Source organism: Wolbachia endosymbiont of Drosophila aff. chauvacae BK-2020, assembly GCF_032848195.1.
Taxonomy (GTDB): domain Bacteria; phylum Pseudomonadota; class Alphaproteobacteria; order Rickettsiales; family Anaplasmataceae; genus Wolbachia; species Wolbachia pipientis.
This window is the reverse complement of record NZ_CP136586.1, coordinates 1,011,045-1,034,243: the sequence shown is the minus strand read 5'-3', so window position 1 is coordinate 1,034,243 and position 23,199 is coordinate 1,011,045. Positions and strand designations below refer to the sequence as shown.

The window sequence follows — 23,199 nt, the reverse complement described above, 5'->3', positions numbered from 1 at the left end:
ATAAGATAAATCATGCAAGATAATGAACCCAATAATATGCGCACTGGATACACAAGACTTAAATAAGGCTATTTCTCTAGCTAATGCTCTGCGTGGTAAAGTTGGCATGGTAAAGCTGGGATTAGAATTTTTTGCTGCTCAAGGTCTTTCTGGAGTGCAAGAAGTTGCAAAATGCAATGTACCAATTTTTTTAGATCTGAAATTGCATGACATTCCAAACACTGTAGCTAAAACAGTTGAAGTAATAAAAGTTCTGAACGTTGAAATGTTAACTCTGCACATCAGCGGTGGGACAAAAATGCTTGAAGAAGCGCTAAGTGTAGTGCAAGGCACAAAAATAAAGCTGATTGGAGTGACAGTGCTAACTAGTATGAGCAATGAGGATTTAAACGAGCTTGGAGTAGCAAGAAAAGTAAAATCACAGGTAATTTTGCTTGCAAAGCTTGCAAAAAAGATTGGACTCTATGGAATAGTCTGTTCTGCATTGGAAGCTCAGGAAGTGCGCCGAGAATGCGGTGAAGACTTTAAAATTATTACTCCAGGAATTCGTATAGATCCAGGTCATGACGACCAAAAAAGAACAGCAACACCAAAAGAAGCAATAAATTCAGGAGCTGATTATATCGTCATTGGCAGACCCATTGCAAAAACTACAAGTAGTGCGGAGCTAATATTGAAATCCATGAAAGAATTTTAATATAATAACTTAATTTATAAAAATACTAACATATTAATTAGGAATAAGCATGAGTAATATCAATAGAATAATACGCGAAGTAATCAAGGAATTCCGCTCAAAATCACCAGATAAGGAAATAGAGGAATATTCTGGCAAATTGAATAAGCTACATATCTACCAGTGCAATAAGCATATAATAGAAAATAAGAAGCTATATCATTATACAATAAATGGGAAAACCCATGCTATGGGTCAGCATGGGCATAATTTTGTCAAGAGTTTAGAAGTTATCTTGAGGAATAAGCCACAAATTTCCTTAGAAGAGGTAATTGATTTTATGGAAAAAATAATTAATTTTGGTATTGATAGTTGTTATGGAGCATTTGAGATGATATTTGAATCTCGCTCTGGTGTTACAATAGATGATGCAGTTAATTTTGTAAAAGATAGCTTATCTAGTAAATTTTATGGATTCCATGGCAGTGGGATTTTCAAAGTAATATTAGAACTTAATCCAGAGAGCTCTCTTGAAGAGATAGAGAAACAATTTAGCAAAGTAGTAGATCCTTACTTTCTTAATGCTTGGAGTCGAGAAAGTGAAAGGGCTTTTGCTAAGATATGTAGGTTATGTAGAGAAGGACATGTGGAGAATATGCAGAAATTTGATTTTAGCAATTTTAATTTAGATCAAGATAGTGCTGGAGCATTAAGAGCACTGTTACAGTATTGTGTTGACGTTTCTAATCAAAAAGCTTTAGGTGATTCACATGAATTGCATAGAGAAGAGATGGAGGGGATATATAAATTTGATGATAATTACGATTTAAATTTAGATAGTGATCATAATGATAGTATCTGGCATTGAAATTATACTACAATAATAAAATAACTGGATAAAAATTATCACCAAAAAAATTCAAAAAAGTGCTTGACATAAAAGAACGAACATTATATAGTGTCATTATCTTTTATTTTACCTCGCTTAATTTAATTACTGGATTAAGCTTACAGTACTAAGCGTGGCACTTTGTGCCACGCTATTTTTCGGTTTACATTTTCAACAGATAAAAAATGATGCCATTTCAGTGCCAAGCACATAACTGTACGGATATTCATTTTTAAAGGTAAATTGCACAACAGATGATGTCATTCCAGTGCTTGACACTGGAATCCAGAAATTTTGCTTATAACTGAGCTGATGAGCTAAAGGTAGTTGTCTTACGCTAAAACAAACGTTTTTAATTAAGTTGCATAGAAGCTGGATCCCAGTGTCAAGCACTGGAATGACATCGTTTACTATGTACCATATTGCAATATTCGTACAACTGTGGGAAACATCTATGGATGCCATTCCTATTACCTTCTTTCCATTTTTATTTCATTTTCAAAGGAAGCTATTATGTCACTTACCGATATCGCTCACCGTATCAATGAACTCGCTTCATCATGGGAGCAATTTAAATTAATAAATGATCGCAAACTAAAAGAAATTGAAAGCAAAGGGCGTGCTGATTCTGCAACAATTGAGCAGCTATGCAAGGTAAATAATGCCATTGATAGTTGCAAAGAGCGTTTAGACTTGATCGAAACTGCAGCTCAACGCCCAGAAGTAAATACAGATTTTAGCACAAGCGATAAATATTTTTCTGATTATATCCGCAAGGGAATGGAAAGCGGTTTATCACACAAAACCCTCAGTGGAGATGACAGTGATATCGGGGGGTATCTAGTTACTCCGCATATTGTAAAACGCATAAACAAGCGCGTAACTGATTCGTCCCCAATGCGACAAATATGCTCCAGTCAAAGAATCTCTACTGAAACATTGGATTACATTATAGAAGATTTTGACCGCGCCGGTGCAGGTTGGAGCAGTGAAACAGTAGATGATGAGGACGGTGGCAATAAGTCTAAGTATGATTTTGCAAAAGATACGGACACGCCCAAAATCCAAAAGATTTCCGTCACAACTTACGAGTTATATGCTCAACCACAAATATCACAAAAGTTACTCGATGATGCGTTTGTCGATGTTGAGAGTTGGCTGGTGGAAAAGATTGCCGAGACTTTTAGTAAGGAAGAAAGCGAAGCCTTCATTAAGGGTGAGGGCACTTTTCAACCAAAAGGAATTTTAGCTTATGAAAATGGAAACAGTTATAATAAAATAGAGCAAGTTAAAACTGAAAAATTAGATAGTGATTCAATAATGATGTTGTATTACTCTCTGGACGAATATTATTCCAAAAATGCGTCATTTTTGATGAACAGGAGTACGTTGAAGGATATCAGGCTGCTAAAATCTCAAACAGGTCAGTATCTCTGGCAGCCAAGTCTGTCGCTTGAAGCTCCAGATACTTTAATGGGAACCAGTATATCAATCTGCCGATATGCCACCAGCGCCAAACAATCAGCTACCAGTAATTGCGATGGCAGATTTCAAACAAGCTTATAAGATTGTAGATAACAGAGGAATGAGAATATTAAGAGACCCTTATACGAATAAACCTTATGTGAGGTTTTTTGTCACTAAGCGTGTCGGCGGAGAGGTTGTAAACACCAGTGCTATTAAATTGTTGAAAGTTGCGAGTAAGTACTAAAAACTTCCGCAGCATCATCTTTATAGCTGATCAAAGCAACACGTCATACCGCGATTCATTCCATAACTGTACGAACATTGTGATTTTGGCCCATCAGGAGGGTGTCATCCCAGTGCTTGACACATATAGCTAAACTGACTTAGATTTACCGACAGTTTGAAAAACAAAAATTCGTCATTCCGCTACTTGTTAGCGGAATCTATGCTGAGATATCGCGGCGGTATGACGTAGGAAAACCTTTCTTGGGTTAGCTATAGTTTGCTATATTATGTGATTTTATTTTTAGCATTGCTTCTTACATTATGTAATTTTGTTTTCCATAATGTATATTATGTAATTTTCGATGCTAAGATCTGTTATAGCTCTCAGTATGATATGAGTGATTCTCTTTTAATAATTATTTTTTAAATAGTTTGTTGGTTCATCAATTTCTTTAGGATTGATATCTACAATTATTTTTCCGTTTTTTAACAGAATAATCCGATCTGATATTTTTGTTAAAAAATCCAAATTGTGAGAAGCGATAATCATAGTAATACCCATATCTCTAACTGATTGTAGTAGTTCCACAACGTCGACTATTGTTGCTACATCTAAACCAGACGTTGGCTCATCGCATAATAGAATCCCTGGATTCATCATTAAGCTTCTGGCAAGCGCAACCCGCTGTTTTTGCCCACCGGATAGATTACTAGGGTAATCATTTTTTTTAGAGGCAATACCCAAAGACTCAAGTAGTGAATCACTTTGATCCTGAGTTTTGTTTTTAAGTTTGGGAGCATATGTAAGATTTTCCCAGACAGTCATATGTGAGAAAAGTTGAAAATCCTGAAATACAAAACCAGTACTATCATTGCATTCAATGCTACCAGAATCTAAAACTTCGAGTTTTTGTATACAACGTAACAATGTTGATTTACCACTACCAGAAGGACCAGCAAGACCAACTATAGATTGCTCTATAATCAGGTTAATATTATTAAGTACTGGAACATTATTAAATAATTTACAAACATTATGCATTTTTATCATATATACCTTTCTGTTCAATCTTTTTGCCTATATATTCAATTAGTAATACAAGAGCGTAATAATAAGCCCCAGCAAGACAAAGTGGTATAAAATAAGTAAATTGTTCTGCTGCAAGCATTTGCGCAGAGCGCATAATATCAACACCACCAATAGTAGAGATTAATGCCGTTTCTTTAAGGAGTGCAATGATCTCATTTATCATTGCAGGAAGAATATTTTTAATAACTTGTGGTAATATAATATCTCTCCACATATAGAAACTAGGTATTTGTAAAGTTTTAGCTGCTTCAAACTGGTTTTTTGATATAGTTTCAATACCAGCTCGTAAAATCTCAGCAATATAAGCACAGCTATTTAGACCAAATGCTATAATGCCAGCACTAAATATGTTTAATTTAATTCCTGCAATGGTTGGGGTCATAAAATAAACAACACTTAACTGTAATATAAGGGGGGTGCCACGTATTACAGATATAATTCCATTAATTAATGGAATACAGATCTTATTATATCTGAGTACTGACAATAATCCCCCTAGACTCACACCTAAAAGCAGTCCTCCAATCAATAATTTTAAAGTAAAGGCAAGGCCTGTTCCAACAAACAAGAAATTAGAAATTAATTCCTGCATCAGTTATCTCCTAGCCATTTTTCTGCTATTTTTTGTATTACACCTTTACTTTCTAAACTTTTTAATGCCTCGTTTATTTTATCCTTTAAAGCAGATCCTTTATTCACAGCAATAACATAACCACCATCTAACTTGGCAGTGGCTGGCCATGATAGACCAGGATTTTTTTTGCTAAATACTTTACCTTGGAATTCATCAATTAGGACGCCATCAACATGACCAGACTTTAATGTTTCTACAGCTTGATTATTATTGTCTATAGCAATAATTTGAGCTGTTGTAGGAACATGCTCTTTTAGCCAAATTTCCATGACAGTTCCTAGTTGAACGGCTATCTTCTTGTGAGTTAAGTTGTTTATACCGGCTATGGGTTTATTTTTGTGATATAGAATACCAAATTCCCCTGTATAATAACTATTTGAAAAATCAAAATTTTTTTCACGCTCTTCTGTGCTACCAATAGTAGATATAGCAGCATCTACAGAATTACTTTGCAATGCTGCAAATATAGCACTAAACTGCATATCTTTAAATATCGCTTCTTTACCTAACTCTTTTGCTACTAATTGAGCAAGCTCAATGTCAAAGCCAGTAAATTTACCATTTTCATAATATTCAAAAGGTGGATAATCTGCAGAAATTGCAAATCTAATGATATTATCGTGTTTATTTTCCTTGCATCCTGTTAATAGAATACTTATCACTATAATAGCATTTAAAATATATTTTTTCATATTACTAATTTATATTCATATTTTATTCATCTTATGAATATAGACATTAAAAATTGAATAGTCAAGAAATAATGAATATAACTTCAAATATACTTATTACATATTCAATATGAGAAAAATGCATAATGCATGACAACACACTAGGTGAACATATTTTAAATATTATTCAAAATCACGAAATTTTAGAGCAGAGCGATTTACAGACCTTGCTTAAAGAAAGAGGGCACAACATTCCTCAGGCTACTTTATCAAGAAAATTAAAAAAACTTAAAATTGCCAAAGTTGCTGGTATGTATAAAGTAATTGACATCAACCAATATCGATTACCATTAATACTTAATATGCAAATTTCGGATTTTGGTTTAATAGTACTACACACTCAACCAGGACAAGCTAGCAGCCTAGCTTACTTTCTAGATCAGAAGTATGTTATTTATTCATTAAATAATAGCAAAAACATAGGAATTATAGGAACTATAGCAGGTGATGATACAGTATTATTGATCATCAAAAGTAAGGCTGAACTTAACAAAGTATTACAATCAATTTATGAAACATTTCCATATTTAAGTCCTGAATAAGAATGTTGTAAGTTAAAAATGTGATATAAAGGAGATAAGAGGGATTTCTTTGTTTAAATCTTTGTCTTCTTTTTTTCAATATACCTACATATCAGAATGGACAATTCATATAGAATCAGCATAGGTATTGCAAGCCCTACTTGGCTTAATACATCAGGTGGAGTTAAGATTGCAGCGATAATAAAAATTACCACTATCGCGATTCTGCGTTTATTTGACAAACTTTGTGTAGTGAGTAACCCTACTCTCACCATTAATGTGAGTATTACTGGAATTTGAAATGCAGTGCCAAAAGCAAACATAAATTGGAGAACGAGGTCTAAATATTCGCTAACTGATGGCATAAACTCTATTGGTATACCGAAAGATTTCCCACTACGTTCAAAAGTGATGAAAAACTTCCAGGCTAAAGGAAATATATAGTAATAGACTACAGTAGCTCCCGTTACAAATAAAACCGGTGTTGCAATCAAGTATGGCAACAACACTGCCCTTTCACTTTTATATAACCCAGGTGCTAAGAACATATAAAATTGCCATGCAAACACAGGAAAAGAAAACAAAAGTGCGCTCATTATTGCAACTTGGAGATACACAAAAAATGCCTCTGTTAAGTCTGTGTAAATTAAAGAAAAACCTTCGCTACCTTTTGTTGCTTCTATTAAAGGTGCGAGTAAAAAACGGTATATATTTTCCTTAAAGTAATAACCAAAACCAAAAGCAACGCAAAAAAATAGAAAGCAAAAGATAACTCTTTTTCTGAGTTCCGCAAAGTGCTCATAAAATGAGGCGTATTTGCTTGAGTTCCAGTTCATACTTTACTATAGCTCAATAATGCTATGTCTAACATTCTCAGCGAAAAAGCCCACTCATTGTCATACCACGCTGCAACCCTGCATATATCACCTGTAACATATGTACCAGTTAAATCCACAATTGCACTATAAGGGTTATGCACAAAATCTATTGAGACTAAAGGTTCCTCGCATATAGAAAGTACATTTGACATTGGATAACCCTCTGTCATCCTAGTACCCTCTGATGTCATCCGAGTAGCTGACACTGGGATCCAGAAATTAGATTCCAGCGTCACGCGCTGGAATGACGTAGAGGAGAGAGCTGCATCCTTAAACATTTCATTGATTTCTTTAACGGTCGCTTTCTTATCAGTCGTAAATGTAAAATCAACCATAGAAACATTGCTAACCGGAACTCTGACGGCAGTGCCATCTAGCTTGCCCTTTAATTCAGGAATTATAGAACCAATTGTTTTTGCTGCCCCGGTTGTAGTTGGCACCATAGATAATCCGCAAGCCCTTGCTCTACGCAAATCTTTATGATTACCATCAAGAACATTTTGATCATTCGTGTAGGCATGTATAGTAGTCATAAAACCGCTTTTTATACCTAAACTGGAGTGTAGGACTTTCACAATCGGAGCAAGGCAATTTGTAGTGCAAGAACCTGCTGATATCACTTTATGCTCTTTTTCGAGCATATCGTCATTCACACCATAAACTATAGTGACATCAGCATCCGGAACTGGAGCAGAGACAATTACTTTCTCTGCATTGTGCCTTATTGCTTCTTCACGTTTATTGAATGCACCAGTACATTCAAGTATTACATCAACATTCCAAGGAATATTTTCAGGATTCCGTTCTCTATATAAAGAAAACTTTTTGCCATTTATAGAAATCCAATTTTGAGACTCATTAAAATCAATATCACCACTGAATTTGCCATGAACAGAATCATATTTAATCAAATGTGCATGCTGCTTTGCACTGAGCGATCCATTGACAGCTACAACTTCTATTTGTTTGCTATATTCTTCTATTTCGAAAATAGCACGCAATACGCCTCTGCCTATTCTACCCAGACCATTAATTCCTACACGAATCGTCATCTCTTCATTCAAAAAATTTAATTATAGAGGATATCACTTGATATTTCATTTTATTCTTTTGCTTTTCTATCGATATGAACATTATAGCAAGGAGACAGGGCTAAAAACTTGCTTGACAAACTCCGCCAGCCCCCTTATCATGAAACTGAAGCTATTGTATTTGCTTTCGCCAATCTGCAGATTAAAAGGTAAGGATTACTTAATGTATCGGCGTCTTATGTTTAATTTTTTGCAGTATATAGATACTGTATGTCTTTACAAAGCTTCATCTACATCTAGATTTTTATCTAAATAAGCTGAACGCGCTTATAAAGCGTTACAAGACATCAAAAAATGCCAATACTTGACAGAGATAGTAAAAGACTAGCTAACTCGGGGATTCTTTGTCTTTTTTTCTGCTTGGTAAATTTCTTAAACATTTGCAGCGTAGGTTAGTTGCAATTAAAAGCAGCTAAATCTTGCTTGTCAAACGTTTAAAACATAAAAAACGCCAATATTTTAAAGCAGATAATAACCCCAGGGCTTCTTTTGCCTTTTTTTTCATTTGGTAAATTTCTTAATGTTTATAGCTAAAAGAGCCCAAGAGAGGTCAATGCCCCTGTGATGTCATTCCAGTGCTTGACACTGGAATCCAGCCTTTATTATGCAGCCACTTGGTTGAAATTAAGTCTTCTGGATCCCAGTGGGCTTTGTTGCATCGCTAGCTATGATGGATTAAAGATAAAAAAGATAGCGAATATCAGTAGCTTATTATTCTGGTATTTATAACAAGAACGGTCAATGAATACCTAAATTTGAGTAAAAGAAATTTCACTACCATTTACCAATCCGGCTAAAATTCAAGAATTTCAATGCTTTAGCTATTTTCAATAGAATTAAATTTATTAATATAAATAACAAATTACTATTCTTAAATTTGATCAGATTGATTGCAAAAAAACAAGATTTTCAATAGGTTGCTTATAATCCTAACTATAGTTAGCCTTTCATAAGTAGCGATGCAACAAAGCCATCCCAGTGTCAAGCACTGGGATGACAAAAAAAGGAGGCTACTCGGATGACAGGAGAAGGTACTGCCGTCATAAAGGAACCAGTTTCAGCTACTTTCATGACATCGTTGTAACATTGTACCATATTACAATTTAGCGTTTTTAGTAACTAAGAAAGTGCTTCCCCCTTTTAGAGCACTGCATATAATAGAATTATATCGCAGTGCATTGCGAAACAAAATTCCCAATACTACAGGAGGCTTTATGAATAAGAAATTTCTCTATTCACCATTGTCAATAAAAAGTATAGGAGAAAACGGTGTATTTTCTGGTTATGCGAGCGTTTTTAACATAGTTGATAAACAAAATGATCTGATATTGCCCGGAGCATTTAAGGAAAATTTAAACAGAAATAAAATAAAACTCCTTTGGCAGCATAATCCTGACGAACCTATAGGTAGTATCATAGATATTTATGAAAATGATGTTGGCCTGTATATCACCGCACATTTACTTTTGGGTATTCAGAAAGCAGAAGAAGTGTATTTGATGCTCAAAACTGGGGCAATTAACGGACTTTCCATCGGCTATATACCTATAGAGTATGATGTTGATCATAAAAGTGGAGCTAGAGTGTGAAAACAAGTGGAATTATGGGAAGTCAGTTTGGTCACTTTTCCTGCAAACTTGGCTGCTCAGGTAATCAATGTGAAAAATCAGAACAATGAACAGGGAGTGTTAGCAAGAGCGATAGAAAAAGCAAATGCTGTACTTGCAGACATGTACATTTCTGCTTAAAGTGTATTAGGCAGGCAAAGACTTTACCATAATTTGACACCTGCGTTAGTATTTGTTTAACATTTATACTAATATATATAACTTTATTACTATTAAAATTTTCTGTAAATTAAAGTTAAAAAATAAGGTAATTTTATGCTAAATATTAATAATAAGGAAAAAAAATACAGCTGGTCTACTGTATTTGCTTGGTTATATCTAAAAACGATTGGACGAATATTGCCCAAGAGATGGAATAGATGGGCAGAAAATATTTTGTACTACGATAAAACTACTGCAAACAATGAAGTTCAAACTGATGCTTTTAAGACAATAGATGGAAGTGTTCAAGTTGACTTAAAACCTGAAGTTGTAGAGAAAGAGAGCCAAAGTGTAGTGATAAACAAAGATGGAGGGGTTCAGACTGATGGAGTAGCATTGATAACAGAGGAAGATGATGAAGCATTAGAAGAACAGCTGGAGTGCATAAATCAGGAATTAGAACTTGAACGTTTACAAAATGCTTCCTTAAAAGAAGAAAATAGAGAATTAGGATCTGCAATTGAAGGACTTGAAAAGAGTTATAAGGGACTTACAGAAGATGCAGGCGAACGAGAAGAGGAACTAACCAAATACAAACAAGATAAAAAAGCAATGCAGGATAAAGTTGATGAACAACAGAAAACTATATTTGATCAATACATGATAATAAGAGAGCAAGGAGAAGAAATTGAAGCTACTAGGAAAGATAATGAAAGTCTGCAAGCACAAATAATAGAACTTAAGAGTAGGTTAAAGGACAAGGAGGATAAATTAATTGAATTGAATCAACAATGGCAAGCTAGCAAATTAGTGGCTTTACTTAAATCACAGACTGATAAATTGTGTCAGGCTAAAGACAAAAATACTGAATTAGAAAATAAAGTCAGTGACTTAGGTCATGAAAACAAAGCTCTACGATTAAGTGTGAATACATTGACTGCTCAATTGGGTGAAATGGAGAACTTGGGGAAGCAATTACAAAGTGTTCAAGAATCTAAAGATTTAGAAGGTCAATTGAAAGCTGACACTAAGAAACTACAGGAAGCAAAAGAAGGTCAATTGGCTAAAAAGGCAGGTGCAGTGAGTACAGTATCTACTGCAAAATCAACTCTTTCAAAATTACGAAACTTGCCCAATAAGCTTTCTAGGGATAAGGGTCTCAATAACTTTTTATCTGGGAAAAACGAGGAGTTAAAAAAAGGTTTTCCTGAATTTAAAGAGAAACACTTGTGCCATAACGTGCTTAATGAAACTATAAAGTCTCTATCAAATCAAGATGATGGCAAATTTGAAAGCAGTAAGCTGCTTGAATTATTAGAAAGTAATTTGAAACAATCCGCAAGGGAGATCATAGAAGCTAAGGTTAAAGAAGTTGTCAACGAACATTGTAACATTGGAAAAAATATGGGTAAAGAACTACGAGATGACACGTTAAAAGCCAAGTTGTCACCTTCTGTTAGAAAATGCGTAAAAAAATTAGAATTTAACAAACAAGAAGGGGTAAATAAGATTGTAGACTCTATCTTGCACAGCTTTAATAGCAAGAATAATAATAATAACGACTCAGGAGAATTGCTTAAAGAAATTGTTACAGGAAAATTAACAGAGGCTAAAATGAAATGTTTTTCAAATAAGATTCAAGAGTTACAACTGGCATTAAGCATAAGAGATAAATTTTTATCTCCAGATCAGGGAATGTGTAATCAAACTCAAGGAGGAGTAAACGAATATCAATTAACAGAAAAAGCTAAAAAAGAACATATACCTAATTCCTCTATGAGTTCCCCTAATATTGCAAGCATACATTCATTGAACAGTCAGAAAGCAGTTAGAATAGGTTCTTAGCATAAAGCACCAGCTCCTCTTTTGTTAAAGTGTAGGAGCTATCTTCCCAATGTTGTTTTAGCAATTCCAAGTTTCTACCTAAACTTTTTCCTGGCTGGTGACCTATACTTATTAAATCATCGCCAGATAAAGGAAATTTTGGAATATTGAATGTGTTAGCAAATGAAATGTATTCATCAACATTTTCTCCAGACTCAACACCACAAATTTTCACTAAATCACAATATAATTCTCTACCAAATAAAGATATGTATTTTTTTTGCTCTTTTTCTGAGAGTTCTGTTTTGATATCGTTGGATAGTAAAAATAGCAGCTTTTTCTTTTGCTTGTTCGAAAGACGTAAAAATTTGCTTACATATTCTCCAAGACTTAACCTGTCATTTTTTTTAGTAGCCCTAAGGAGTAACGCTAATTTTACTAGTGCATCAGTGCCCAAAAGAAGTGGCGAAGACAGAATTTCGCATTTTACTTCTTTTGGGATAATCTTTTGCAAAACATCAGATTCTTGCATGCTCTTAAGTGTTGGAAAAGGATCATTGCACTCCAGCAATTTAAGTATTTCATCTCTTATTCTCTCTCCAGAGAGGTTTTGGATCATATGCGAATGCTTTTTGCATACGCTTAGTATTTCATCACTCAAATCTCCGACACATATTTTTGCATGAAAACGAAAAGCTCTTAGAATACGTAGATAGTCTTCTTTAATTCTATCTTCAGCGTTGCCTATAAAGTTTAACCTTCGCGCTTTTAAGTCCTCTATACCACCAAAGTAGTCATATATATGGCCATGCTTATCTGCATACAGAGCATTAAATGTAAAGTCGCGCCTTGAAGCATCCGCTTGCCAATTATTGGTAAATTCTACTTTTGCATGCCTACCATCACATTTCACATCATGCCTTAGTGTCGTAATTTCAAAAGACCTCTGATTTAGAACCGCAGTGATAGTTCCATGTTTTAAGCCAGTTGGAATAGTTTTTATATTACGGAGTTTTAGCGCTTTAATCGTTTGATTGGGAAGCAAATTAGTAGCTAAATCGATGTCGTGGACATCACGCTGCAAAATTGAGTCTCTCACACACCCGCCGACAAGCCTAGCCTCACCACCAAATTCCTCTATGGCATCAATAATTAAACTAGTCTCATGGTCAACTTGCATTTAGGCTAGTACGTACTGCAAGTTCATATTATATGAAATGCTTGCAAAAGCCCTATATAAAAATATACAGGGCTATTAAGATTTTACAAGTTGTGGTGCTCGTTGTTGATGAAATGGTTCTGCCATCGATTCCGTACCACATCTTAGTAAACTTGAAGGGTTTTGCTGCTCTATGCGCTGCTTTATATCACTAACGCACTGCCCTACAACATCACCAATTTTTCCATCAGCATTTTCTGCCAATAACTTATCAAATCCCTTTTCAATCTCTGCTCTCTCAGAGATATCCTTTGAAAGGTTACAATATTCTAAGATCTCGTCTAGCTGCAGTTTTTTTGCTAATAGGAAATCTTCTTGTTCTTGCTCTTGTTTAAGTTTGGTTTCCTCTTGCAGTTGTTTTGCTGAACTTTTATTTCTATCAAGCAATGGTCCGAAATGCAATCCGCCTTTGTTTATTACATGCACAGTACTACTATCATCATAATCAACTTTATTGTATTCACCTGCACTTTTTGAACCTGAATTGTCTATTAATTCATGCAAAGACAGATCTTGGTTATCAACAGTCTGGTTCTCTATAACATGTAGCTTTACCTTATACTTTTCACAAAGTATTCTGCCTTCAACGTCAGGATCACCCCACCTACTGTTACGCATAATGCCTGCTGTATAATCATCTACAGTTTCACTACGGTGCTGGCCACTGTTATCATGACTATTGACAATTGCATTTGTAAACCACTTTGGTGGATTCTTTTGCGCAAATTCCCTACAATCATTTCTTAATTTTTCGGCAGTAACTTGCTCTCCTGTCTGTTGTTCTAGACTTTGCCTGAACGAGTCAAAAAAACAGCTTCCATTACCAATTGCTTGTCCTACATAGAAATTGTCAGGGTAAGGGTTACTATTTAAAAGAGTTATTTCTTGCCCTGAGATCCTGGGCCTTTTTATTCCAACCTCAACATCATGAAAGTCACTTGGTAGTTTCCGTTTCTTAGCTGTAGTCATAGTTTTACCTTAATTTAAGCTATATATTGCTATACCAACAAAATTGTCAATAAGCGACTAATTAAGTATAGCAGAAATTTTTAAATTATGCAATAGTTATAATTTTACATAGCAAATATGAGTTTTAACTGCGGTATAGTTGGGTTACCAAACATAGGAAAATCAACCTTATTTAATGCGCTTACAGAGTCAAGTGCAGCCGAAGCTGCAAATTATCCTTTTTGCACAATCGAGCCAAATATAGGCAAGATTTCGATAAAAGATCAACGTTTGAAACAAATCGCAGCAATTGCAGGCTCAGAGAAGGTAATCTACAACCAATTAGAAGTTGTAGATATTGCAGGTCTGGTAAAGGGTGCGAGCAAAGGCGAAGGGCTTGGCAATAAATTTTTAAGCCATATCAGAGAAGTTGATGCCATCGTTCATCTGCTCAGGTGCTTTACGGATGACGATATCAGCCATATACACAGTAAAATAGATCCAATATCAGATGCTGAAGTGGTAGAAATGGAATTAATCCTAGCTGATATTGATAGCATAGAAAAAAGGCTTCCTCAATTGGAAAAGAAAGCAAAGCAAGGTGATAAAGAGCTAAAGAGACAACTTGAATTAATGCAAGAGGTATTAGCTACTTTAAAATTAGGTAAACCTGCAAGAAGTTTGGAGAATATCAATGAAGATGAGATGAAGTTGCTTCAATTGCTGACAACAAAGCCCGTTATGTACGTTTGCAATGTTGAAGATACAAATGTTATAACTGGCAATGAATTATCTAAAAAGGTAGAGAGGATGGCGGAGGAAAATAAAAGCAAATTTTATTGCATTTCAGCAAAACTCGAAGCAGATATTGCAAATCTTGATAGTGAAGAGGAAAAACAGAGTTTTTTATCAGAATTTGGCTTACAAGAATCAGGCCTTGATGGAGTAGCGCGTATTATGTATGAAGTGCTGAGTATGATAACTTTCTTTACTGTGGGCCCCAAAGAAGCACGTGCATGGCCAGTAAAAATAGGGTCAACAGCCGATAAAGCAGCAGGTGTAATCCACACTGATTTTGAGAAAGGCTTTATAAAAGCAGAGACAATAAGCTTTGCAGACTACATAAAGTATGGAAGTGAATCAGCTTGCAAAGACGCAGGAAAAATTCGCTTTGAAGGCAGAGATTATATCGTGCAAGATGGCGATATAATGCACTTTAGGTTTAATGTGTAGTTTATTATGCAGCCACTTATTTAAAGTTAAGTTTTCTGGATCCCAGTGTCTGGGCACTGGGATGACATCCTCCCTAGCGGAGATTGCTCTCAAACCACAATGTTCGTACAGTAAGCACTGACCACTTTGCTTCAATATTTGCGATGCCCCTGAACAGATACAAAAAATCTATTGTTTTTTTATAAATTAAATCCTAAGGCATTTTTTACTGTAGATTAATCATTTGATTATAGTATCATTTTAATTAAGCTTATGCTTGGGATATTTATGAAGAATATTTTATATTTTATATTATTAGCTGTCGTATTCGGATCACCCATCCTGTTTGCCGTAGAGCAGCTTGAAGAAAAGAAAATTGAATCAGTTCATAAAAACGAAAATGTAGGTGTAAGGAAGCAAGATAGCACAAATCAAAAAGATGAGTTAAAAAGCAACGTCGATGCTAAACAAACACAAGAGGCTGAGAGCAAAAGATTAGACGGCACTACCGATAAAGAGAAACTGCAACACAACGAGAACAAAGCTTTCGTGGTTGAAAAAACTATAAGTGAAGGTGAAAGGATTGATAAAGATTTGCCAAATGACCAGCTAGAAGGAAGCACAGACAAATTTGCTCAAAATTTACCAAATGTGGCCAATAAAGAAGTGAATAAAGATTTGAAACCAGAGCCTTTGCCTTTAAGTGCTGATTTAAATGAGAATACAGCTAACCCGCAAAAAAATCTACAAGCTGATCAGAAGATTGATATAAAAGATAATGAACTTTCAAAAAGTGATGCGAGTCAATTATTAGAGGGAAAAAAAGAAAAAGTAGAGAATCAGTCTGAAGAAAAAAAAGTGAAAGAAACAAACAGTAATTCCAAGGACCGCAATAGAGTAAAACCTATAACTAAAAAAGATGAAGAAGAGCAAAGTGAAAAGAAAAGTTTACAAAAATGGACAAAGCTAAACAGAGAACCAATAAAAGAATGGGGTCATCAAGACATACAAAGCAAGTCAATATATAAACGACAATATGATAGCCTTAATGAGCATCTTCCTACAACTGTGTTTATTGATGATTACAGTAAGCAATTTTTTTACTGCATTAAGAAGAACAACTTAACTTGCTTAAGAGGAGTAATAAGTAAGCTAGAAAAAATTGGATTAACAATTCAAGAGATACTAAGGTTTAGAAATAAATTGGGTGATACTCCTCTCATTTATTCAGTTAAACAAGGTGAGGTAGACATAGTGCGCTTTCTCTTATTACAAGGTGCTGATCTTAGAGTAGTTAACAATAATTTTCAATCCCCAATTGATATAGCAATCGAAAAAAAGCAGATCAATATAATAAATGCGATTGCCGAAATGATGCCACATCTTTTGGAGGATAGAAAAATAGACAATAAAGAAAGCTCAGCAATGTACGATTGGGCTGTGAAAACGAAAGAAATACAGTGCGATAAGCAAGATGATTAGATTTTTGATATTAATTTTAGTTGGTCATTTATGTTATGGAAACGAAACAAATGATGAAAAAAATCAGATTAGTGATTTTTTAAACGCTTTGCGTGATGCAAAATACGTATCTTACAGTAAAAAAGACTTTGCTGAATTTTTAGTGCAGTGCCACAAAGAGGGCGTGCCAGAAGATTTTAAGAAAGGTTTTGGTTCTAACTTAAATGGAGCTAATTTTAACCAACTGTACCTAAGTAAATCTGTTTTTGATGGAGTAAGTCTGATTGGTGCCGATTTTTCTAACACCGATTTATCCGATGTGTCTTTCATTGATGTTGATTTACGTGGTGCTAATTTTTCCAATGCTAATTTACATGGCATTAAAATAAAAGGTACAAATTTGAGTTTTACAAAATTTGTTTCTGCAAACTTAACAGATATCGTATTTGATCAGTCTAATGTTAGTTATGCTGATTTTATCAGTTCCGATCTCAAAAAAGTAAGTATGCACAACGTAATTGGTTTGCATACTAATTTCTCGAATGTGAAAATGAATTTCTCCAACTTATCAAACTCGAATGTTAGCCACGTAAATTTTAGTGATAGTGAAATAAACGATACTGTTATGCAGAAAAACAACCTTGATAATGCAAGTTTCTTTGGAGTGGATGCATATAAATTAAAGATACAATTTTCTTCATTAAAAAATGCTAACATATATGGTGCAGAGTTAAAAGAATCAGACTTTACAGGTAGCAATCTTTCCGATGCTTGCCTTAATTCTTCTATCATAATTAACAGTAACTTCGACGAAACTGATTTAAGCAACACACAAATTTCCTATGTGAATGACGATAATTCAAGTTTTGTTCAATCTATACTAAATGGTTCCAAGATAAAACATGCATATGTTTCTGAAGCAAATCTTCATGATGCTGATTTATCCAATATTGATTTTAGTTTTAGTGAACTGCATCAAGTTAATGTCTCTAATGCTGACATTCGTCACGGAAAGTTTCATAATACTAAAGTTGCAAATTCTAACATGAATGGCTCATTTTTTGACCATTCACTATTCACCTATGTGAAGATAGAAGATTCAGACCTTTCTACAACTTCAATGTATAAGATAAAAATCCAAGACTCTCAAGTTTATAACAGTACACTTTCTCGCCATAATATTGATTCCAGTGAAATAGAAAATTCAACATTCTTTAATTTATTAGCTGATAATTCGAGTTGGTCCAATTTAAAAGTAACTAATTCAAATTTTATTGAAAGCGATTTCAGATCTTCTTTGCTTCACGCTAATGCCTTTAGGAAAACTAGTTTTTTTCTTAGCAATTTGAGTAATTCAACAATTAGTGATATGTCTTTTCACTCTTCAAGCATATATAAAAGTTCAGTTGCTGATGTTCATTTAACAGATTGCAAGTTTGATAATTCGATTTTGATTGACAATCAAGGACAGAAAAAACTTGCAGGGTTAGAAAATGCTATAACTTCAATTGGAGATTTGCAAGAGAAAATATCACAGGGTGAAAAATTTAATGTAAATTATTCTTACTTTGAATTTAAGAATATGAATTTAGAAAATGCCGATTTTTCTAATTCAACATTGAGTAGAGCAAAGTTTGTAAACGTTAATTTGAATAAGGCAAATTTTGAAAAAACCGATTTGCGCTATACTGTCTTTGATAACTCTTCTCTCATTGGCACCAACTTATCAAATTCTAATTTAGAAGGTTCTAGCTTTTTAAACTCTGATCCAAAAAGCACCATGTTAAAAAATGCAAAGAAAAATGACCGTAAAAAGTGAGGGCGTATTATTGGTTCTATCCTCCCCTTCTGGAGCTGGAAAAACTACTATATCAGCAAAATTACTTGAGCAATCAACTAATTTAGTTAGGTCTGTTTCTATGACTACACGCAAGCCTCGCCCCGGCGAAATAAATGGAAAAGACTATTTTTTCGTTACCGAAGAAAAATTTCACGAGTTATGCAAAGCTGGCCAAATGCTTGAATACGCCAAAGTTTTTGAGAATTTTTATGGTATACCAAGAGATTTTATAGAGCAAAACCTGAGCAGTGGAATAAGCGTTTTACTCAGCATAGACTGGCAAGGAGCATTTCACTTATTCAAGCTCATGAGAAAAAAAGTTGTGAGTGTTTTTATACTTCCCCCTTCAATGGAAGAGCTTAGGTTGCGTTTGCAAAAGCGTAATAGTGATGATGCAAGCGAAATAGAGCGCAGATTAGCCGAAGCTCAAAAAGAGATAAGCAAACGTGATAAATATGATTATGTAATAATCAATGATGATATTGATAAAAGTGTAGAAGAGATAAGCTCCATACTAAATAAAGAAAGACTTAAAAAACTAAAAGAAAAACCAAGTCTGGAAGACTGATAAAAACATCAATTTGGATATTTGCAGCTATAGTTTCTTATCCTATTTTAGCCAATAGCACATTTCACAGTTTAGCTATATTTATTATTTTTTAAGATTAAATGGTTAAAATAGTAGCAACTGTTCAAGTGAGGTTTAACTATGACGGCAAATTTTCTCACAGAAATTAATTTTCTGCCTTTCCACCTATATTTTGATCACATATACAACGTTTAGCTCAATTTAAAAGTCAAACTTCTTGGTTGTTAGTTTAGTGCTGACAACTTAAATAGCTTTTAATATTGAGGTTTTAGTATGGGTATAGATATAACTGCACTAACTACTAATGCAGATAAATTAGGTGAATGCATAGATAAAAATAAAAAGCAAGAGCAGGATAGAAAAGACGAGCAATTGTATGGCATTATAGAGAGAAAGGTAAAAAAAGAAGAACACAAGCGTGAAAAACCAAGAGGTCAAGATGGAACCCTCAAGAAGTGTAAAAGGTTATTTGAAAAAGATGCTAGTCCTGAAGTATTAACTAAATTAGAAGAATCACTTAGAGAACAAGAAAAATATTATAGGTATTATGTCCAATGCTTCCTTCCAGTGCTAGATAAAGCAATAGAACGATCGAAAAAAATATCAAATGAAACAAAAGAGCGAGTAAAGCAAGCAATTTCAGAAATTACTTATAATAGCAAATATTGTAACCAAAATGATCGTAGGGACAGTGGAATTGAAAGTGACTACAGTAGCGATGCTGGTGATGATTATGAGAAACATTCAATCAGTAACCCTAATACAGCAAATGAAGATCAAGAAGTAGAGAAAAGCAACGAAATAACAAATAGCAATGCTCTATTACTAAAAGCGATCAAAAATGGAAATAACAGGAAATTTGAAAAATATCTAAAAGATTGTACGGATATTAGCAGCATAAAAGATGAAAAAGGAAACAATATTTTACACCTTATCGTATCGTTGGAAAAGAAACAGAAACGCAAGTTTCTAGGTATTCTAATAAAAACGGTCACCAAGAAAGATCTAGCACAACTCATTAATAGTGAAAATCAGACCCCTCTTCAGGTGGCACTAATTAACAAGATAACAAAAGAAAAACATAAGTCTCACACAATCCAAGATAACGATAACATACTTAAGTTTCTTACAAAATTGTTAGAGCATGGAGCCAGCCATGATCAGTTAGAATTACCTGAGGAAAGCTTAAAAAAATTGTCTAAGGGGCAAAATGAATACTATTGTAAATTTTTAAAGAAATTAGCTAAAAAGGCTGAGCTAAAGCAGGAAATAAAAATCAAGACAGAAGCAAAAGTTAAAGAAATTGTGGCACATACTGTAAACACTCCAAATAGTAATAGTGATTATCCGTTACATTTAGCAATTAAAAATAATGATAAAGAACTTTTTAAAGAACTATTGCAAGAGGGGGCGAACATTAGCCTTGAAGGTGCAAATAAAAATAATGCCTTACACCACATTGCTTTACTTAAAGGAGAATATAAAATCAAATATTTGAAGTTAATATTAGATTTTGAAAAAAAAGGAGTAATATCTTCAGAAAAATTGCATAAGGCTATAAACGCTCAAAATAAAGATGATAAATATCCAGCGCAAGTTGCTTTAATTAGACAAACAGAAAAGATACCTAGTAAGTTAAAAGACTTTTCTAGGTGGGTTAGATCAAGGCCCACAAAACATTATTATACTGCTGAATTTTGTGCAGAATTGTTACAAAATGGTGCTGAGAATAAAAGTGACCATATAACAATACCTAAAGAGCATCGTAAGCAAAAATATTATCAGACTACAAAAAGAATCAAAGATATAACAGGTGTTAGCCCTGACCCAGAAACACAAGAAGAACTTGAAGAGCATTTTTCTAAGAAGAATGCTCGTAAGAATATAAGTCTTCCAGTAAAATGGATACTCGGAGGTTTAATTTTTGCAACAGTATTTAGTGCTTTAGCAGGAAACATGATAGCTGCAGCCGCTTTATCGGTGACCATAGCGGTTTGTGCAATGTGTTACCCTATTTACTTAAAGTTAGAAAATGCTCTTAATGCTAGAGCATCAGATCAATCAGAGCATACAGAAAACCCAGCTACTAAAATGAGCGATGTATCAATACTACGTCAATTCATGAATAAGCTAGATGGGCTGACTAATAAACCCTCTTCTCTGGCGCTATGAAATCAATCTCACCGCTCAGAGTTTTTTCAGCCACTTTTTTATAATCAATTTTTACGTTAATTTGCCCTTTCTTTTCTTCAAGCCATGCTATAGTGTGCTTCATCCAGTTTTTGTCATCACGTTCAGGAAAGTCTTCACGAGCATGTGCACCTCTGCTTTCCTCGCGATTAGCTGCGCATTCCATGGTAATAACCGCTTGTGGGATCATGTTAGCAAGCTCCAGCGCTTCAACTAAATCACTGTTCCACATCATACTGCGATCCTCAAGTGAAATATCAGGCATCATTTTTGCTACCTTTTTTATAGCTTTTTTGCCTTCTTCTAAAACTTCAGCAACACGGAAAACTGATGCGTATTTTTGCATAGTGTTCTGCATTTCACCGCGTATTTTTGCTACTTTTAGCCCACCGGAAGCAAATCGCATTTTATTAAATCTATCTACTATCCAGTCTGTGCAGTCTGAATGCAATTTTTTATGTGGTGTACCGGACTTTAGCTTCTCTTTTGCTCTGAGCGCTGCAGCTCTACCAAAAACCACAAGATCAAGAAGCGAGTTAGAGCCAAGTCGATTTGCACCGTGCACAGAGACACACGCAGCTTCTCCAATTGCAAATAGTCCATCTACTACCTCTTCCTTACCTTGCTTCAGCGTGATCACTTCTCCATAATAATTGGTTGGAATGCCACCCATGTTATAGTGAACAGTCGGAATGACCGGTATTGGATCTTTAGTGACATCAACTCCAGCAAAAGTTCTTGCGGTTTCGCTGATGCCCGGCAATCTGAGTTTTATTACTTCCGGATCAAGATGCGCTATAGTTAAATACATATGATCTTTTTTTGGTCCAAACCCCCTTCCCTCTCTAATTTCAATTGTTATTGCGCGACTTACCACATCACGGGAAGCTAAATCTTTTGCTTTTGGTGCGTAACGTTCCATAAACTTCTCGCCCTGAGAATTAACGAGGTACCCCCCTTCACCACGGCATCCTTCTGTCATCAAGCACCCTGAGCCATATATTCCTGTTGGATGAAATTGTACAAATTCCATATCTTCAAGTGGTAATCCAGCCCTTACTACCATGCCATTACCATCACCTGTGCAGGTATGCGCACTTGTTGCAGAGAAATAAACACGTCCATATCCACCTGTTGCTAGCACCACTCTATGCGCACGAAATCTATGTAATGTGCCGTCGCATAGCGACCAAGCAAGAACTCCGCAGCATGTTTCGCTATCCATAATTAAATCAATCACAAAGTATTCAACAAAAAATTCAGCGTTGAATTTAAGACACTGCTGATATAGAGTGTGAAGGATTGCGTGCCCAGTCTTATCTGCTGCCGCACAAGTGCGCTGCGCTAATTTTCCTTTACCAAAGTGAGTTGTCATTCCACCAAAGGAACGCTGGTATATTTTGCCATCTTCTGTACGAGAAAAAGGTACGCCAAAATTTTCAAGTTCAATAACAGCTTTAGCAGCGTTTTTACACATATATTCTATTGCATCTTGATCACCAAGCCAGTCTGAACCTTTTATTGTGTCATATGCATGCCAGCGCCAATCGTCTTCACCGATATTACCTAAAGCTGCACTAATTCCGCCTTGTGCTGCAACTGTATGACTTCGTGTAGGGAAAATTTTAGAAATGCAGGCAACTGAAAAATTAGTTGCAGCCATCCCAAGCGTTGCTCTGAGCCCTGCTCCACCTGCACCTACTACTACCACGTCATACTCATGTTCTATGATCTCATACGCTGACTTATCCATATTTACTTATTTTATCATTACAGGCTTATGATATCACAGAAGTAGAAAAAATCTATACAAGTTTTCTATAGTTAAGACGTCATGCCGCCGCGGCGCTAACAAGTAGCGGGATGACAGCAATCCTACGTCATACCGCCGCAGTATCTCAGCCACTAACACGTAGCGGGATGACGAGCTTATTGTCATGCCGCC

The 23,199-nt window shown here is 34.9% G+C and carries 19 protein-coding genes and 3 pseudogenes; 12 read left to right on the top strand and 10 right to left on the bottom strand.

Annotated features, from left to right (window positions below):
• Window positions 1-22: 22 nt before the first annotated feature.
• On the top strand, window positions 23-697 hold the full coding sequence (pyrF, locus tag R0F62_RS05455; RefSeq protein WP_274979084.1) for an orotidine-5'-phosphate decarboxylase: 675 nt from the start codon (window positions 23-25) through the stop codon (window positions 695-697).
• Between the two features lie 49 nt (window positions 698-746).
• Complete coding sequence (locus R0F62_RS05450) at window positions 747-1,544, top strand: hypothetical protein (RefSeq protein ID WP_274979083.1); 798 nt, start codon at window positions 747-749, stop codon at window positions 1,542-1,544.
• Window positions 1,545-1,736: 192 nt separating this feature from the next.
• On the opposite strand, the gene R0F62_RS05445 is transcribed toward R0F62_RS05450, so the two are convergent.
• A complete protein-coding gene (locus R0F62_RS05445; protein WP_010962608.1) occupies window positions 1,737-2,030 on the bottom strand; it encodes a hypothetical protein in 294 nt (97 codons plus the stop codon).
• 48 nt (window positions 2,031-2,078) lie between these two features.
• Here R0F62_RS05445 and R0F62_RS05440 point away from each other — a divergent pair.
• Window positions 2,079-3,276, top strand: a pseudogene (locus tag R0F62_RS05440) (phage major capsid protein).
• A gap of 390 nt (window positions 3,277-3,666) precedes the next feature.
• On the opposite strand, the gene R0F62_RS05430 reads toward R0F62_RS05440, so the two are convergent.
• Genes R0F62_RS05430 through R0F62_RS05420 form a run of 3 tightly spaced genes read right to left on the bottom strand, consistent with a single transcriptional unit; the run spans window position 3,667 to window position 5,673 of the window.
• Complete coding sequence (locus R0F62_RS05430; RefSeq protein ID WP_274979081.1) at window positions 3,667-4,308, bottom strand: amino acid ABC transporter ATP-binding protein; 642 nt, start codon at window positions 4,306-4,308, stop codon at window positions 3,667-3,669.
• Window positions 4,292-4,939 (bottom strand): amino acid ABC transporter permease, encoded by a 648-nt coding sequence (locus tag R0F62_RS05425; protein WP_022626279.1) that lies wholly within the window; start codon window positions 4,937-4,939, stop codon window positions 4,292-4,294. The genes R0F62_RS05430 and R0F62_RS05425 overlap by 17 nt, the downstream gene beginning before the upstream one ends.
• Window positions 4,939-5,673, bottom strand: coding sequence for an ABC transporter substrate-binding protein (locus tag R0F62_RS05420; RefSeq protein WP_274979080.1), 735 nt, complete (start codon window positions 5,671-5,673; stop codon window positions 4,939-4,941). Before R0F62_RS05420 ends, R0F62_RS05425 begins: the two co-directional genes overlap by 1 nt.
• 125 nt (window positions 5,674-5,798) lie before the next feature.
• Here R0F62_RS05420 and R0F62_RS05415 point away from each other — a divergent pair, with 125 nt between their 5' ends.
• Window positions 5,799-6,254 carry an arginine repressor gene (locus R0F62_RS05415; protein ID WP_010081874.1) on the top strand — a complete coding sequence of 152 codons (456 nt, stop codon included), beginning with the start codon at window positions 5,799-5,801 and terminating at the stop codon, window positions 6,252-6,254.
• A 53-nt stretch (window positions 6,255-6,307) separates the two neighbouring features.
• Here the strand turns inward: R0F62_RS05415 and tatC are convergent, their stop codons facing one another.
• The 3 genes and pseudogenes from tatC to R0F62_RS06830 all read right to left on the bottom strand — a co-directional run.
• Complete coding sequence (gene tatC, locus R0F62_RS05410; protein WP_274979079.1) at window positions 6,308-7,069, bottom strand: twin-arginine translocase subunit TatC; 762 nt, start codon at window positions 7,067-7,069, stop codon at window positions 6,308-6,310.
• Window positions 7,066-8,163: a type I glyceraldehyde-3-phosphate dehydrogenase gene (locus R0F62_RS05405; protein ID WP_010962604.1), complete on the bottom strand. Its 1,098-nt coding sequence runs from the start codon at window positions 8,161-8,163 to the stop codon at window positions 7,066-7,068. The genes tatC and R0F62_RS05405 overlap by 4 nt, the downstream gene beginning before the upstream one ends.
• A gap of 604 nt (window positions 8,164-8,767) precedes the next feature.
• Window positions 8,768-8,848: pseudogene (locus R0F62_RS06830) on the bottom strand (WPE palindromic element domain-containing protein); the annotation flags it as partial.
• Between the two features lie 568 nt (window positions 8,849-9,416).
• Here R0F62_RS06830 and R0F62_RS05395 point away from each other — a divergent pair.
• Window positions 9,417-9,950 (top strand): annotated as a pseudogene (locus R0F62_RS05395) (HK97 family phage prohead protease).
• 135 nt (window positions 9,951-10,085) lie between these two features.
• Window positions 10,086-11,816 carry a coiled-coil domain-containing protein gene (locus R0F62_RS05390; protein ID WP_317051354.1) on the top strand — a complete coding sequence of 577 codons (1,731 nt, stop codon included), beginning with the start codon at window positions 10,086-10,088 and terminating at the stop codon, window positions 11,814-11,816.
• Here R0F62_RS05390 and R0F62_RS05385 read toward each other — a convergent pair.
• Together R0F62_RS05385 and R0F62_RS05380 are read right to left on the bottom strand one after the other, a co-directional pair.
• On the bottom strand, window positions 11,800-12,975 hold the full coding sequence (locus tag R0F62_RS05385; protein WP_010962599.1) for a CCA tRNA nucleotidyltransferase: 1,176 nt from the start codon (window positions 12,973-12,975) through the stop codon (window positions 11,800-11,802). The two genes, R0F62_RS05390 and R0F62_RS05385, sit on opposite strands and share 17 nt — an antisense overlap.
• 75 nt (window positions 12,976-13,050) lie before the next feature.
• Window positions 13,051-13,983, bottom strand: a complete 933-nt coding sequence (locus R0F62_RS05380) for an OTU domain-containing protein (RefSeq protein ID WP_274979227.1) — start codon at window positions 13,981-13,983, stop codon at window positions 13,051-13,053.
• Between the two features lie 117 nt (window positions 13,984-14,100).
• On the opposite strand from R0F62_RS05380, the gene ychF reads away from it, so the two are divergent.
• The 6 genes from ychF to R0F62_RS05355 all read left to right on the top strand — a co-directional run bounded on the left by ychF (window position 14,101) and on the right by R0F62_RS05355 (window position 21,236).
• A complete protein-coding gene (gene ychF, locus R0F62_RS05375; protein WP_010962597.1) occupies window positions 14,101-15,195 on the top strand; it encodes a redox-regulated ATPase YchF in 1,095 nt (364 codons plus the stop codon).
• Entirely contained in the window at window positions 15,188-15,316 is a 129-nt protein-coding gene (locus R0F62_RS06690) for a hypothetical protein (RefSeq protein ID WP_348994354.1), read from the top strand. Before ychF ends, R0F62_RS06690 begins: the two co-directional genes overlap by 8 nt.
• Window positions 15,317-15,462: 146 nt before the next feature.
• A complete protein-coding gene (locus tag R0F62_RS05370; protein ID WP_274979228.1) occupies window positions 15,463-16,656 on the top strand; it encodes an ankyrin repeat domain-containing protein in 1,194 nt (397 codons plus the stop codon).
• Window positions 16,649-18,454: a pentapeptide repeat-containing protein gene (locus R0F62_RS05365; protein ID WP_070356815.1), complete on the top strand. Its 1,806-nt coding sequence runs from the start codon at window positions 16,649-16,651 to the stop codon at window positions 18,452-18,454. Before R0F62_RS05370 ends, R0F62_RS05365 begins: the two co-directional genes overlap by 8 nt.
• Window positions 18,438-19,043, top strand: a complete 606-nt coding sequence (gene gmk, locus R0F62_RS05360; RefSeq protein WP_022626283.1) for a guanylate kinase — start codon at window positions 18,438-18,440, stop codon at window positions 19,041-19,043. Before R0F62_RS05365 ends, gmk begins: the two co-directional genes overlap by 17 nt.
• A gap of 294 nt (window positions 19,044-19,337) precedes the next feature.
• Window positions 19,338-21,236, top strand: coding sequence for an ankyrin repeat domain-containing protein (locus R0F62_RS05355; RefSeq protein ID WP_274979229.1), 1,899 nt, complete (start codon window positions 19,338-19,340; stop codon window positions 21,234-21,236).
• Here R0F62_RS05355 and sdhA read toward each other — a convergent pair.
• Window positions 21,208-23,007 (bottom strand): succinate dehydrogenase flavoprotein subunit, encoded by a 1,800-nt coding sequence (sdhA, locus tag R0F62_RS05350; RefSeq protein WP_317051353.1) that lies wholly within the window; start codon window positions 23,005-23,007, stop codon window positions 21,208-21,210. The two genes, R0F62_RS05355 and sdhA, sit on opposite strands and share 29 nt — an antisense overlap.
• Window positions 23,008-23,199 lie beyond the last annotated feature (192 nt).